The organism is Enterovirga sp. CN4-39 (assembly GCF_049446235.1).
Classification (GTDB): Bacteria; Pseudomonadota; Alphaproteobacteria; order Rhizobiales; family Beijerinckiaceae; genus Enterovirga.
Map to the genome: position 1 here is coordinate 130,861 of NZ_JBMSEF010000010.1, position 13,563 is coordinate 144,423.

The window sequence follows — 13,563 nt, forward strand, 5'->3', positions numbered from 1 at the left end:
GGACCCAAACGGAGGGAACGGCGTTGTCGGCCTGCCGATCTTTCCGGACGTTCGATCACCCATGCCTTCAAAAAAGACCGCCCCTGGTGCCGCGGCCTCGGGGAGCGCCGCTCCCGCCGTGCTGCAGCGCCCTCGCGTCCGGGAAGGCCTCCCCCACCCGCTTGGCGCCACCTGGGACGGCTTGGGGGTCAATTTCGCTCTCTTCTCGGCCCATGCCACCAAGGTCGAGCTCTGTCTGTTCGACGAGAAGGGTGAAACGGAGATCGAGCGCGTCGAGTTGCCGGAATTCACCGACGAGGTCTGGCACGGCTATCTCCCGGATGCCCGGCCCGGAACGGTTTATGCCTATCGCGTGCACGGCCCCTACGAGCCGGAGGCCGGCCACCGGTTCAATCCCAACAAGCTCCTGCTCGACCCTTACGCGAAGCAGCTGGTCGGCGAGCTGACCTGGGACCCGGCCGTGTTCGGCTACGAGGCGGGGACGGACGATCTCACCTTCGACGAGCGCGACAGCGCGCGGTTCATGCCGAAATGTCGGGTCATCGACCCGGCCTTTACCTGGGGCCGCGAGAAGGCGCCCCGCGTCTCCTGGGAACGGACGGTCTTCTACGAGACCCATGTCCGCGGCTACACGATGCTCCACCCCGCCGTGCCCGAGAACCTGCGGGGCACCTTCTCGGGAATGAGCAACAAGGCCGTCATCGACTACATCAAGAGCCTGGGCGTGACCTCGGTCGAGCTCCTGCCGATCCACGCCTATGTGGACGACGACTTTCTCCTCCAGAAGGGCCTGCGGAACTACTGGGGCTACAACACGATCGGGTTCTTCGCGCCCCAGCCGCGCTACATGGCGACGCCGGTCGTCAACGAGTTCAAGGAGATGGTCGCCAAGTTCCACGATGCCGGGATCGAGGTGATCCTGGACGTGGTCTACAACCACACGGCCGAGGGCAACGAGATGGGGCCGACGCTGTCCTTCAAGGGCATCGACAACGCCTCGTATTATCGGCTCCTGCCCGACCAGAACCGCTACTACATCAACGATACCGGCACCGGTAACACGCTCAATCTCAGCCATCCGCGCGTGCTGCAGATGGTGACGGATTCGCTGCGCTACTGGGCGCAGGAGATGCATGTCGACGGGTTCCGGTTCGACCTCGCGACGATCCTCGGCCGGGAACCCTACGGGTTCGACGAGGGCGGCGGCTTCCTCGATTCCTGCCGCCAGGATCCGGTCCTCTCATCCGTGAAGCTGATCGCGGAGCCCTGGGATTGCGGTCCGGGCGGCTATCAGGTCGGCGGGTTCCCGCCGGGCTGGGCAGAATGGAACGACCGGTACCGCGATACCGTGCGCGCCTTCTGGAAGGGCGACGAGGGGCAGCTTCCCGAGATGGCCTCGCGTCTCACGGGATCCGCCGACAAGTTCAACAAGCGGGGCCGCAAGCCTTGGGCCAGCGTGAACTTCATCACCGCCCATGACGGGTTCACGCTGCGGGACCTCGTCTCGTACAACGACAAGCACAACGAGGCGAACGGCGAGGAGAACCGGGACGGCCACTCCCACAACCTCTCCTACAACTACGGCGCCGAGGGCCCCACGGACGATCCGGAGATCCGCGAGGTCCGGCTGCGCCAGATGCGGAACTTCCTGGCGACGCTCTTCCTCTCGCGCGGCACGCCGATGCTGCTCGCCGGAGACGAGTTCGGCCGGACGCAGCACGGCAACAACAACGCCTACGCCCAGGACAGCGAGATCGGCTGGATAGACTGGGAGATGGACGAGGAAGGACGCGTACTCGCCGAGTTCACGCGCCGGATGATCGCCTTGCGGCAGGCGCTCCCCATGCTCCGGCGCGGGCGCTTCCTCACGGGCCAGTACGACGAGACGCTCGGCGTGAAGGACGTCAGCTGGCTCACGCCGGCGGGCGACGAGATGACGGACGAGCATTGGGGCGACGGGAATGCACGCTGCCTCGGCGTGCTGCTCGACGGCCGCGCGCAGCCGACGGGCGTTCGCCGGCCCGGCACCGATTCGACGCTTCTGCTCGTCGTGAACTCCTATCACGACGTTGTGAACTTCACGCTGCCAGAGGCCGCTGGCGGCCGGGAATGGATCTGCCTCGTCGACACGAACCAGCCCGACCTCGAGGAAGCCCCAGCGTTCGATTTCGGACACGACTACGCTGTTACGGCGCGGTCACTTCTCCTGTTCATGCTGAAGCCTCAAAGCACGCGGCACCGCGATGACGAGGTACGGTCGTACCGACATGTGATCGCCGAATTCGATCAGGCCTGGGGTGGAAGCTTGGCCGTAACGGAATGACCGAGGCGGCCTCGGAGAGCATCGACGGGTGTCAATCGAATGGGAACGGTCCTATATCCTATGAGACGAACCGCGCGCGGGGGCGGCCCGAGCAAAGGACGCGAGGCGGAATGAATGTTGAACCGGCGATCCGCGACCAGATGCTCGCGGCGCTTCCCAGCCTTCGGGCGTTTGCGATCTCTCTCTGCGGGAACGTGGACAAGGCGGACGACCTCGTTCAGGACACCATCATGCGGGCCTGGGGTGCGATCGACCGGTTCGAGCGTGGCACGAACCTGAACGCCTGGCTCTTCACGATCCTCCGCAACCTTTATTTCTCGAACCTTCGCAAGGGGAAGCGGGAGGTCGAGGATGTCGACGGGACCTATGCCGGCCGGCTATCGAGCCTGCCCGAGCAGGACGGGCGCGCCGACATGAACGATTTTCGCGCAGCGCTCGCGCGGCTCGCGCCGGACCAGCGCGAGGCGCTGCTGCTGGTCGGCGCGCAGGGCTTCTCCTACGAGGAGACCGCCGCCATCATGGGCTGCGCCATCGGCACGGTGAAAAGCCGGGTGAACCGCGCGCGCGTGCGGTTGCAGGAGCTCCTGGCCGTCGAGCAGATCGAGGATCTCGGGCCGGACCGCATGACGATGGCGGCGCTTCAGCCTCCGAGCTGACGCGCGTTCGAGCGCGACACTTGCCTCGCTGAGCGCGGGGCGGCATCCATACCGGAACGCCTGTCCACAGGGTCAACCGGGTCCAAGATGCCGAGCTTCGAAACCATCATCCGCGGCGGCACGATCGCGACCGCCGCCGATACGTTCTCCTGCGACATCGGCATATCGGGCGGGCGGATCGTGGCGCTCGGCCACGACCTCGGCGACGCGGGCGAGGTGATCGACGCGACGGGACTTCTCGTCCTTCCAGGCGGCATCGACAGCCATGTCCATTTCGCCCAGCCGTCCGGGCCCGGGATCGTCATGGCGGACGGGTTCGAGAGCGGCACCCGGTCGGCAGCCTTCGGCGGCAACACCACCGTGCTTCCCTTCTGCGTCCAGCAGAAGGGGCAGAGCCTGCGCGAGGCCCTAAAGGCCTACCACGCGGAGGCCGACGGCCAATGCTACGTGGACGTCTCCTTCCACCTCGTGATCGCGGATCCGACGGAGCAGGTGCTCGGGCAGGAACTGCCGGCCCTGGTCGAGGACGGCTACACCTCGTTCAAGGTGTTCATGACCTATGAGGGCATGGCCCTCACGGACATGGAGATGCTGGAGGTCATGTCGGTCGCGCGCCGCACCGGCGCGCTCGTCATGATCCATGCCGAGAATTTCGACGCGATCCGCTTCCTGGTCGACAAGCTGGAGCGCGAGGGCCATGTCGAGCCCTACTACCACGCGATCTCCCGCCCCATCCCGGTCGAACGCGAGGCGACGCACCGCGCGATCTCGCTCGCCGAGATCATCGACGTGCCGATCATGATCGTCCACGTCTCGAACGGCGAAGCCATGGAGGAAATCCGGCGGGCCCAGGCCAAGGGCCTCAAGGTCTATGGCGAGACCTGCCCGCAATACCTCGTCCTCACCGAGAAGGACCTCGAGGGCCTCAACATGGAGGGCGCGAAATATGTCTGCTCCCCTCCCCCGCGCGACAAGGAGAGCCAGGAGGCCTGCTGGCGCGGCCTGGAGACCGGCGTGTTCTCCGTCTTCTCGTCGGACCACTGCCCGTTCCGCTACGACGACCCAGCCGGCAAGCTGAACCCCAAGGGCCGGACGAGCTTCCGCTGGGTGCCGAACGGTATCCCGGGGGTCGGGGCGCGCCTGCCCATCCTGTTCTCGGAGGGCGTGTCGAAAGGCCGGATCGACCTGAACCGGTTCGTGGCCCTGTCCGCCACGAACCACGCCAAGACCTACGGGCTCTATCCGAAGAAGGGCACGATCGCGGTCGGGTCCGACGCCGACATCGCGATTTGGGACCCGGAGCGCACGCTCACCCTCACGCACGATCTCATGAAGGACGGGTCCGACTACACTCCCTACGAGGGCATCGAGGTGAAGGGCTGGCCCGTCCTGACCATGGTCCGTGGCAAGACCGTGATGCGCGACGGCGAACTCCTGGGCGAGAAGGGTTTTGGCGCGTACCTCACTCGCGAGAAGTCGCCCGACGCCGCGCCGCGCCGCTGACTTACCCCGCTGAGACGAGCATCGGGCCGGCGATAGACACCGGCAGCCGGGTCGGTGGGCGCCAGCCTTCGCCAGGACCCCGGCCTGCACCGGGGCCAACGGCGGGTCAGGCCGCCTTCCGGGCCTGCTCGGCGGCGTAAAGCTCGCCTTCCTCCTCCATGGCCCGGGCGACACTCGGCCGGGCTCGCAGCTTCGCGAAATAGGTCTTCACGGCCGGCCACCGGTTGAGGTCTATCCCCACGGCGCGGCACCAATTCAGCACGGCCACGAGATAGGCGTCCGCGACCGTGAACGAGCCGAGAAGGTGCTCGCGGCCGGCGAGATGCCGATCGAGAATGTCGAGACGCGCCGCCGACCACTCGCGCGCTGTCGCCTTGGCGTCCTCCGACGCGTTGGAATCGAAGAGTGGCGTGAACACGCCCTTGTGGAGCTCGGTGGCAACGAAGCCGAGCCATTGCTGCAGCCAGGGCAGTTCCTCCTCGCTTCCGAGCAGCCCTGCCGTGGGGTGACGCCGGGCCACATATTGCAGCACGGCCGAGTTCTCGGTGAGCAACCTTCCATCCTCGGTGCGTGCCACCGGGACCTGCCCGAGCGGGTTCACGGCCCGGAAATCTCCTTCGTCCGGCAGGCGCTTGGTCTTGCCATCCACCTGGATGAAGTTGGCCTGGGCTCCGGCTTCGTAAAGGGCGATGCGGGTCGCCATCGAGCAGGCGAGCGGGGCGAAGTACAGGTCCATCGGGGCTCTCCCTTTGATTTCTGTACCGTCTCGCATAGATTTTTCCGGGTCAAGGGATTTTCTTGCGACGTGGTACAAAATAAGGAAGTCCGACGGCGAGGGCGGCCGCCGGCGTATGACGCCGAGCAGGCGCTCGCGCGGGCCCTCGAGACATTCTGGACGTCGGGCTTCGAGGCCACGTCCCTGGACGAGCTCAGCACCGCAACCGGCATGAACCGGCCGAGCCTCTATGGCGCGTTCGGCGACAAGCGGGCGCTGTTCCTGAAGGCGCTGATGGCCTACCGGGCGCGCGGCGAGATGGGTCTGTCGCAGCTCATCACCGACAACCCTTCCGTCCGGGACGCGCTGGTCAACACCTGCGCGGCCGCCCTGAAGCTCTACTTCTCGGGCGAGAAGGGCGCGCGCGGCTGTTTCATGACCGGGGCAGCCCTCGTCGGCGCAGTCTCGGATCCCGAACTCCGCGAGGCGCTTCTCGAGGGGCTCGAGGATATCGACCGCGCCTTCGTGGCGCTGTTCGAGCACGGCCAGCGCCGCGGCGAGGTGGCGCGCGACGCGGACCCGGAAGCGCTCGCCTTCATGGCGTCTGCGCTTCTCCATACGCTTTCGGTCCGCGCCCGGGCCGGCGCGAAACAGCCGGACCTCGTCCGCGCCGCCGCCAAGGGCGTGGATGTGCTCCTTCGCGCCGCGCGGCCCTGAGCCGCTTCAGCCGGCCAGCTGAAGCACCGTCCTGAGAAGGACATTGGCGCCGGCGGCGCAATCCTCCCTGGTCGCGCTCTCGGCCTCGTTGTGGCTGATCCCGTCCTTGCAGGGCACGAAGATCATCGCGGTCGGCACGACGGAGGCCGTGAGCACCGCGTCGTGCCCGGCGCCGGATGTGATCGTCCGGTACGAATAGCCGAGTTCGGCCGCGGATTTCTGTACCGCTCCGCAGATGCTCTCGTCGAAGTGGATCGGCGGCTTGTTCCAGAACCGATCGATGGCGATCTCGACCTTCCGCTCCGCCTGGATCGTGGTCGCCGCCTCGTCTATGGCGGCCGTCATCCGCTCGAGCGCGGCCGTGTCGGGATGGCGGTAGTCCAGCGTGAACCTGACCTCGCCGGGGATCGTGTTGCGGGAGGCGGGGAGCGCCTGGACGACGCCGATCGTGGCGACCCCGTCCGGACCGTTCTCCCGGGCGATCCTCTCGACCGCGAGGGCGAATTCCGCGAACGCCATGAGGGCGTCGCGGCGGACGTTCATGGGCGTCGAGCCGGCGTGGCTTTCCCGCCCCGATACCTTGCAATCGGCCCAGATCGACCCCTTGGCGGCCGTCACCACCCCGATGGTCTTGTCCTCGAGCTCGAGGATCGGGCCCTGCTCGATATGCAGCTCGACCATCGCGCCGAAGCAGCGCTGGCCTACCGGCTCCGTCCCGCGATAGCCGATCGCGTCCAGGGCATCGCCGAACTTGATCCCCTCGGCATCCTCGCGCTCCATCGCCCAGGCCTGGTCCACCTCGCCGGCATAGACGCCCGAGGCCACCATGCCGGGCGCAAAGCGGGCGCCTTCCTCGTTGGTCCAGTTCACGAGCGTGATCGGCGCCTCCGTCTCGATCCCGGCATCGTTGAGGGTGCGCATCACCTCGAGGCCCGCGAGCACGCCGAGGATGCCGTCGAACTTGCCGCCCGTCGGCTGGGTGTCGAGGTGAGACCCCATGGCGATCGGCTTTCTGGATGGGTCGCGCCCGGGCCGCGTGGCGTACATCGTGCCCATCTGGTCGATGCCGAGTTCCAGCCCTGCCGCCCGCACGGCAGCCGCGAACCAGTCCCGAACCCGCCGGTCTTCCTCCGTCAGGGTCAGGCGGCAGATTCCGCCCTTGGGCGTGCCGCCGATCTCGGCCGTTTCCATCAGGGTCCCCCAGAGGCGGTCCGGGTCGATGGTCAGGTTGGTACGGGTCACGTCGAAGGCTCCGGCGGCTCAGCTGCCGCGATAGGTCGAATAGCTCCAGGGGCTGGCGGCGAGTGGCACGTGATAATGCCCCTCGGGGTCAGCTACCCCGAACCGGATCGGGACGAGATCGAGGAAGGGCGGGTCTGCAATCGGCGTGCCTCTGGCCCTGAAATACTCGCCGAGAGAGAAGCGCAGCTCGTAGGCCGCGCGCGGAACAGGCCGGTCGCCCACGAGGGGGGAATCGGTTCGACCGTTCGCGTTGGTGACCGCGGAGACAACCGGCCGCTCGCCGGCTTCGCTCAGCTCGACGAGAGCCACCGCGACGCCTTCCGCCGGCACCCCGTTCGCCGTGTCGAGAACATGGGTCGAGAGGCGCCCGGCGACGGGCAGGCGGTCGGGGCCTTGGACCGCCGCATCGAGCCGCAAGGCTGCGATCCGGAACACCTCGGCGAGCGCCGTCGAGCGCTCCGCCTCCGGCTTCAGCTCGATCCGCCGCTGGAATTCGCGCAGCAGCGAATCGCTCCCGTGCCGCCGAACGCAGATGATGAAGGGAAAGCCGAACCTCTCGCGATACGCGCGGTTCAGCTCCTCGAAGAGGGCGACGCGGCGCGACGGCAGCCTGTCGAGCCCGGCGCTGCCCTGCTCCGCCACGGATTCGGCCGTCATGTTGCCCGACTTCGCGGCAGCCCCGGCGAGTTCCGGATGGCCGCGCAGCAGCCCGAGCCGATGCTCCTCGTCTGAATCGAGCACGGCCTGGCGCATGGCCGCGAAAAGGTCGGCCACGCTGCCATAGGGCCTCCGGCCGGCCACCGCCGCCGCCACCCAGGGAGCGTGCTCGAAGATGCCGCCCAGGGCCGAGACGAACTCGGAGCTGGGCGCCCTGTTCAGCGCGTCGAGGTCGAGCTGGGTCATCGTGCTCGCGGCAGGTCGGCGTTCGAAAGCGGGATGATCTTAATGGCCTCCGCGAGACGAGCGGCCCTTGGGGGCGTGGTGTCGTGGGGGTGCCTGGTCACGGGCTGGACGATAGTGCCTGCGCCCTTCGGCGTGAAGGCGGCTCGCGTTCGGCTTGACGCCGCCCGCGGTATTCGGAAGCTCGCCGGAGAACCCGAGGAAACGGATGACCGCAGCCTATCTGCACGAATGGGGCAGCCTGCTCCTGCGCTGGCTCCACATCGTGGCGGCGATTGCCTGGATCGGCTCCTCCTTCTTCTACATGCATCTCGATGCGAGCCTCCGGCGGCGGCCGGGCATGCCGGAGGGCCAGCTCTCGGCCTGGCAGGTGCATGGCGGCGGCTTCTACGAGATGCGGAAATTCATGACCGCGCCCGAGGCCCTGCCCCCGGAACTGACCTGGCACAAGTGGCAGGCCTACTGGACCTGGATCTCGGGCTTCTTCCTCCTGGTCTGGATCTATTACCTCCAGTCGGAACTCTACCTGATCGATCCGGCCGTCATGGAGCTCTCGCCGCTCGCGGCCGGGAGCATCGGCCTCCTCGCGCTCGCGCTCGGCTGGATCATCTACGACGGGCTCTGCAAGTCGCCGCTGAAGAAGAACGACGTCCTGCTCGGGGTGATCGGCTTCGCCTATGTGGTCGCCGCGAGCTGGGCCTTCTCGAAGGTGTTCTCCGGCCGCGGGGCCATGATCCATACCGGCGCCCTCATGGCGACGATCATGAGCGCCAATGTCTTCTTCGTGATCATCCCGGGCACCAGGAAGCAGACGAATGCGCTTCTCGCAGGGCGAGTGCCGGATCCAGCCTGGGGGAAGGCCGCCAAGCAGCGCTCGGCGCACAACAACTACATCACGCTGCCGGTCATCTTCATGATGATCTCCACCCACTACCCGGTGACCTTCGCCAATCCGGCCATCATCCCCGTGGAGACCGCCCTCGTCATCGTGGGCGGGGCGCTCATCCGGCACTTCTACAACGTCCGCCATGCCGACCACGCGCGGTCGCCCTGGTGGGCGATCGCGGTGGCCATGCTGGCGATCTGGACCGCGCTGTGGATCGCCATGAGCGCCTCCCCGGGGGCACGGGCGAAGCTGGGCCTCGCGCCCGCGCAGACGCCGCCCTCCACTATTGTGGCGACGCGGGCGCTGCCGCCGGACCATGTCGTGAACATCGTCACGGGCCGCTGCGCCATGTGCCATGCCGCGGAGCCGTTCTGGGACCGGATCGAGGTGGCACCGAAGAACGTCCTGCTGGACACGCCCGAGCGCGTGGCGCGCTACGCCGAGGCGATCAGGGTGCAGGCCGTGATGACCCACGCCATGCCGCCGAACAACGTCTCCGGCATGACCGAGGCGGAGCGGCGGCAGATCGCCGCCTGGCTGGACGGACGCTGAGACGGATCAGACCCGGGCGAGGTCGCGTGCGCGCGGCCGCCGGGTCCGGAACTGCCCGCGCTCCGCCCCCACGAAGGCAATGACGAGCACGACCAGCGCGGCCGGCCACCAGGCCTGGCCGCTGCCTACCCCCGCGCAGGCGAGCGCGAAGGCTGCCGCGAACGCCGCCACGACGCCGGGCAGCAGCGGCACATAGTTGTAAGCCGCACCCCTCAGCCCCGCCCAGAGGGCGATTCCGGCCGCGAGGGCGCCGACCGCGCCGAGATCGTACCAGACCTGGACCAGCAGCGTATCGGGCGTGCCGACCGGCAGGGCGTAGCCGATCCGAGCCTGGATGAAGGCCCCGAAGCCGTGGCCGGTGAGCAGCCGCGCGGGCGCGGACCCGACGAGCGACTTCCAGCCGGCTAAAGCCTCCGGGAAACCGCCGATCGCGAGATGATGCGCGAAGGGCGAGAGCAGAAACGGCAGGAGCGGCGACAGGAGCACGATCGCTGCCAGGACCGTGCCCACGATGATCACGCCCACCGACGGCGAGAGCGCCACGAGAACCCAGGCGAGCGCACCGCTCGCGAACGCGGCGGAGATGGCCGGCTCCGGGCCGAGCAGGGTCGCCAGCCCGATCACCAGCACGAGGCAGATCGCCTCCAGATCGCGGTTCCGGGACCTCAGCCAGGCGAGAGCGGGCCAGGTCAGGAGGGCGATGACCGAGAGGCCGCGGTAGAGGCTCTGCCCCTCGGCTTCCGGATCGACGAGGCTCGGGATCGCCAAGGCTCCGACGATCACGGCGACCGCGGCGAGCGCCGCTCCCACGGGGATCAGGTAGAGATTGGCCGCCCGCATGCGATCGGGCAGCGACAGATAGGCGGCGAGCCCCAGGCCGACGCTGCCGAACAGCCCGAGCAGCCGCTCGGTGGCGTCCGAGAGGTCGGGCGTCCAGGCCAGCGAGACCGCCGCCCAGGCGAGGCCGAATCCCCCCGCCAGGACGCCCGCGGAGGCAGTGAGCCGGTCGGCGCTGATCCGCAGGGGCCTGTAGGCCCCGTCCAGCACGCTCGCGATCACCAGGAGCGCGACGCCGATCGGAAGGAAGAGCACCACGCCGCGGCGCGAGAACGACGCCACGAGCGGCAGAATCAGCATCAGGGTCGCGAAGCCGAGCCGGCGGAGCAGTGCGGCGGCGTCTTTCGCCGGATCGGTGGAGGGCGCGCGCGCCATGGCCCTATCGTCAGCCGCTGGCCATCGTAATCCCAGCCGCCGGACCCTAGTCGCCGCCCCACAGCGTGGCTGTAGGAGCCGTGCAACACTGGCCGAACGCCTGTCCGACCCACGCGGGATTGTCTTCAGTTCGTCGCAGAGGCGTTCCGGGAAAGGCCGGAACCCGTTTCACGAGCCTGGAAGGAATGGCCGGCTCCGCCCCCATCCGATGCAGCCTCGGCGAGGCTCCATCGTGGCAGGCCGGCCAGCCTCCGCTACTGCATCGTCGGGATGACGAACTCGGCGCCCTCCTTCACGCCGGAGGGCCAGCGCGAGGTGACGGTCTTGGTCTTGGTGTAGAACCGGATCGAGTCCGGGCCGTGCTGGTTGAGGTCGCCGAACCCGGAGGCCTTCCAGCCGCCGAAGGTGTAGTAGGCGATCGGAACCGGGATCGGCACGTTGATGCCCACCATGCCGACATCGACCTTGGCGGCGAAGTCGCGCGCCGCGTCGCCGTCGCGGGTGAAGATCGCAACGCCGTTGCCGTATTCGTGCTCGGTCGGCAGGCGCAGCGCCTCGGCGTAGTCCTTCGCGCGAACCACGGAGAGGACCGGTCCGAAGATCTCCTCCTTGTAGATCCGCATGTCCGGCGTCACCTCGTCGAAGAGGCAGCCGCCCATGTAGAAGCCGTTCTCGTAGCCCTGCATCTTGAAGCCGCGGCCGTCGACGACGAGCTTGGCGCCTTCCTGGATGCCGAGGTCCACATAGCCCTTGATCCGGTCGAGCGCCGCCTGCGTGACGACCGGCCCGAAATCGGCGGACGGGTCCGTCGACGGGCCGACCTTCAGGCTCTCGACGCGCGGGATGAGCTTCTCGAGGAGCTTGTCGGCGGTCGCCTTGCCGACCGGCACCGCGACCGAGATCGCCATGCAGCGCTCGCCGGCCGAGCCGTAGCCGGCGCCGATCAGCGCATCGACCGCGTGATCCATGTCGGCATCCGGCATGATGATCATGTGGTTCTTGGCGCCGCCGAAGCACTGGGCGCGCTTACCGGTGCCGGCCGCGCGGTGATAGATGTACTGGGCGATCGGCGAGGAGCCGACGAACCCGACCGCCTTGATGTCCGGATCGTCCAGGATCGCGTCGACGGCCTCCTTGTCGCCGTTCACGACGTTGAGGATGCCGGCCGGTAGCCCCGCCTCCAGCATCAGCTCGGCGAGCCGCATCGGCACGCCCGGATCGCGCTCGGACGGCTTCAGGATGAAGGCGTTGCCGCAGGCGATCGCCGGGGCGAACTTCCACATCGGGATCATGGCCGGGAAGTTGAACGGCGTGATGCCGGCAACGACGCCGAGCGCCTGGCGCATCGAGTAGATGTCGATGCCCGGGCCCGCGCCTTCCGTGTACTCGCCCTTCATCAGGTGCGGGATGCCGCAGGCGAACTCGACGACCTCGAGGCCGCGCTGGATGTCCCCCTTCGCGTCCGGCACCGTCTTGCCGTGCTCGCGGGCGAGCAACTCGGCCAGCGCATCGTATTCGCGCTGCACGAGGTCGAGGAAGCGCATCATGACGCGCGCGCGGCGCTGCGGGTTGGTGGCCGCCCAGGCGGGCTGCGCCGCCTTGGCGTTCTCCACGGCCGCCCGAAGCTCCGCCTTCGAGGCCAGCGCGACCCGCGCCTGGACCTCTCCGGTCATGGGCTCGAACACGTCCGCGTGTCGTCCCGAGGTGCCGGCGACGTTCTTGCCGCCAATGAAATGCCCGATGTCACGCATGCGCGTGTCTCCCTACTTGGTGTCTTGATTGCAGATGCGGCTCAGGCCGCACGTTCGAGGTCGAACTGGCCGGTCCTGCGGAACCGGGTGAGATAGCCGGGGACGATGGCCTCCATGGCCCGCGGCGTGACGCCCATGCCTTCGAGCGTCCGTCCCTCGGCCTTGGCCTGTTCGGACACGACGTTGTCGGACCGGAGCAGAATCAGCTGGTCGCGCGTGAGCTTCAGGTCGTCGGGCAGCAGGCCGAACGTCAGCGTATCGGCGATCTCGAGCAGCCGCGCCTGGATCCGGGCGACGCCTTCCGGGAGGGCGACGACCGCGCGCTTCCGCTCCGTCACCTGCAGCACGTACTCGACGAGTTCCCGCAGCGTCTTCACCTCTGGCCCGCCGAGCTCGTAGGTCCGGCCCTTCTCGACCTTGCCGTCGACCGCGCGCGCGATTGCTTCGGCGACGTCCCCGGCCCAGACCGGCTGGAAGCGCGTATCGGAACCGGCGATGGGCAGCACCGGCAGGGCCCGGGCAAGTCCGGCAAACCGGTTGAAGAAGCTGTCGCCCTGCCCGAACAGGATCGAGGGCCTGACGATCACGGAATCCGGCCGGGCCGCCATCACGGCCTGCTCGCCCAACCCCTTCGTCCGCGCATAGGCGGATTCGGAATTCGCGTCAGCTCCGATCGCGGAGACGTGGACGAGCGGGTGTCCGGCCCCCATCGCCTCCGCAACCGCCCTGGCGCCTTCGGCCTGGACCCAGCTGAAGCGCTGGCGGGCGCTCTCGTTCAGGATGCCGACACAGTTCACGACCGCATCGGCCCGGTCGACGGCGCGCTTCACCGAATCCGGGTAGCGGAGATTGGCCTGGACCAGCTGGATCTGCCCGACAGCGCCGAGAGGCTGGAGGAAGAAGGCGAGATCCGGCCGGCGGACCGCCACGCGGATGCGATAGCCGCGCTTCGCGAGCGCGCGCACGACATGGCGGCCAAGGAAGCCCGAGCCGCCGAACACGGTCACGAACTTCGGGGATTGACGCATCGCGTCCATGGACGGAGACCCTGAACCCTGTTGCCGGTTCCCTTACGGCAAGGGCGGCCCGCCTGGGAAGCCGGCCAG

11 protein-coding genes are annotated in these 13,563 nt (G+C 68.2%); 5 read left to right on the forward strand and 6 right to left on the reverse strand.

The window, feature by feature from the left end:
• Positions 1-61 precede the first annotated feature (61 nt).
• The 3 genes from glgX (at position 62) to hydA (ending at position 4,482) form a co-directional block, all read left to right on the forward strand.
• Positions 62-2,323: a glycogen debranching protein GlgX gene (gene glgX, locus ACO2SS_RS17225; protein ID WP_423278989.1), complete on the forward strand. Its 2,262-nt coding sequence runs from the start codon at positions 62-64 to the stop codon at positions 2,321-2,323.
• A 110-nt stretch (positions 2,324-2,433) separates the two neighbouring features.
• A complete protein-coding gene (locus ACO2SS_RS17230; RefSeq protein WP_423278990.1) occupies positions 2,434-2,979 on the forward strand; it encodes a sigma-70 family RNA polymerase sigma factor in 546 nt (181 codons plus the stop codon).
• 87 nt (positions 2,980-3,066) lie between these two features.
• Positions 3,067-4,482 (forward strand): dihydropyrimidinase, encoded by a 1,416-nt coding sequence (gene hydA / locus ACO2SS_RS17235; protein ID WP_423278991.1) that lies wholly within the window; start codon positions 3,067-3,069, stop codon positions 4,480-4,482.
• Between the two features lie 106 nt (positions 4,483-4,588).
• On the opposite strand, the gene ACO2SS_RS17240 is transcribed toward hydA, so the two are convergent.
• Entirely contained in the window at positions 4,589-5,218 is a 630-nt protein-coding gene (locus ACO2SS_RS17240; RefSeq protein WP_423278992.1) for a glutathione binding-like protein, read from the reverse strand.
• Positions 5,219-5,287: 69 nt separating this feature from the next.
• Here ACO2SS_RS17240 and ACO2SS_RS17245 point away from each other — a divergent pair, with 69 nt between their 5' ends.
• The gene (locus tag ACO2SS_RS17245) at positions 5,288-5,914 is read left to right on the forward strand and encodes a TetR/AcrR family transcriptional regulator (protein ID WP_423278993.1); all 627 of its coding nucleotides are present in this window, start codon (positions 5,288-5,290) and stop codon (positions 5,912-5,914) included.
• Positions 5,915-5,920: 6 nt separating this feature from the next.
• Here ACO2SS_RS17245 and ACO2SS_RS17250 read toward each other — a convergent pair whose 3' ends face one another.
• Together ACO2SS_RS17250 and uraD are read right to left on the reverse strand one after the other, a co-directional pair.
• Positions 5,921-7,156: a Zn-dependent hydrolase gene (locus ACO2SS_RS17250; RefSeq protein ID WP_423278994.1), complete on the reverse strand. Its 1,236-nt coding sequence runs from the start codon at positions 7,154-7,156 to the stop codon at positions 5,921-5,923.
• Between the two features lie 18 nt (positions 7,157-7,174).
• Complete coding sequence (uraD, locus tag ACO2SS_RS17255; RefSeq protein WP_423278995.1) at positions 7,175-8,059, reverse strand: 2-oxo-4-hydroxy-4-carboxy-5-ureidoimidazoline decarboxylase; 885 nt, start codon at positions 8,057-8,059, stop codon at positions 7,175-7,177.
• Between the two features lie 205 nt (positions 8,060-8,264).
• Between uraD and ACO2SS_RS17260 the strand changes: the two genes are divergently transcribed.
• On the forward strand, positions 8,265-9,494 hold the full coding sequence (locus tag ACO2SS_RS17260; protein ID WP_423278996.1) for a urate hydroxylase PuuD: 1,230 nt from the start codon (positions 8,265-8,267) through the stop codon (positions 9,492-9,494).
• Between the two features lie 6 nt (positions 9,495-9,500).
• On the opposite strand, the gene ACO2SS_RS17265 is transcribed toward ACO2SS_RS17260, so the two are convergent.
• From ACO2SS_RS17265 to ACO2SS_RS17275, 3 genes are all read right to left on the reverse strand, one after another.
• Complete coding sequence (locus tag ACO2SS_RS17265) at positions 9,501-10,706, reverse strand: peptide ABC transporter permease (RefSeq protein WP_423278997.1); 1,206 nt, start codon at positions 10,704-10,706, stop codon at positions 9,501-9,503.
• 254 nt (positions 10,707-10,960) lie between these two features.
• Positions 10,961-12,457, reverse strand: coding sequence for a CoA-acylating methylmalonate-semialdehyde dehydrogenase (locus tag ACO2SS_RS17270; RefSeq protein ID WP_423278998.1), 1,497 nt, complete (start codon positions 12,455-12,457; stop codon positions 10,961-10,963).
• A 41-nt stretch (positions 12,458-12,498) separates the two neighbouring features.
• Entirely contained in the window at positions 12,499-13,494 is a 996-nt protein-coding gene (locus tag ACO2SS_RS17275; protein ID WP_423278999.1) for a complex I NDUFA9 subunit family protein, read from the reverse strand.
• Positions 13,495-13,563: the final 69 nt, after the last annotated feature.

Coding starts and splice junctions, on each gene's coding strand:
- glgX (WP_423278989.1), top strand. CDS start 62: ATGCCTTCAAAAAAGACCGCCCCTGGTGCCGCGGCCTCGGGGAGCGCC.
- ACO2SS_RS17230 (WP_423278990.1), top strand. CDS start 2,434: ATGAATGTTGAACCGGCGATCCGCGACCAGATGCTCGCGGCGCTTCCC.
- hydA (WP_423278991.1), top strand. CDS start 3,067: ATGCCGAGCTTCGAAACCATCATCCGCGGCGGCACGATCGCGACCGCC.
- ACO2SS_RS17240 (WP_423278992.1), bottom strand. CDS start 5,218: ATGGACCTGTACTTCGCCCCGCTCGCCTGCTCGATGGCGACCCGCATC.
- uraD (WP_423278995.1), bottom strand. CDS start 8,059: ATGACCCAGCTCGACCTCGACGCGCTGAACAGGGCGCCCAGCTCCGAG.
- ACO2SS_RS17260 (WP_423278996.1), top strand. CDS start 8,265: ATGACCGCAGCCTATCTGCACGAATGGGGCAGCCTGCTCCTGCGCTGG.
- ACO2SS_RS17265 (WP_423278997.1), bottom strand. CDS start 10,706: ATGGCGCGCGCGCCCTCCACCGATCCGGCGAAAGACGCCGCCGCACTG.
- ACO2SS_RS17270 (WP_423278998.1), bottom strand. CDS start 12,457: ATGCGTGACATCGGGCATTTCATTGGCGGCAAGAACGTCGCCGGCACC.
- ACO2SS_RS17275 (WP_423278999.1), bottom strand. CDS start 13,494: ATGGACGCGATGCGTCAATCCCCGAAGTTCGTGACCGTGTTCGGCGGC.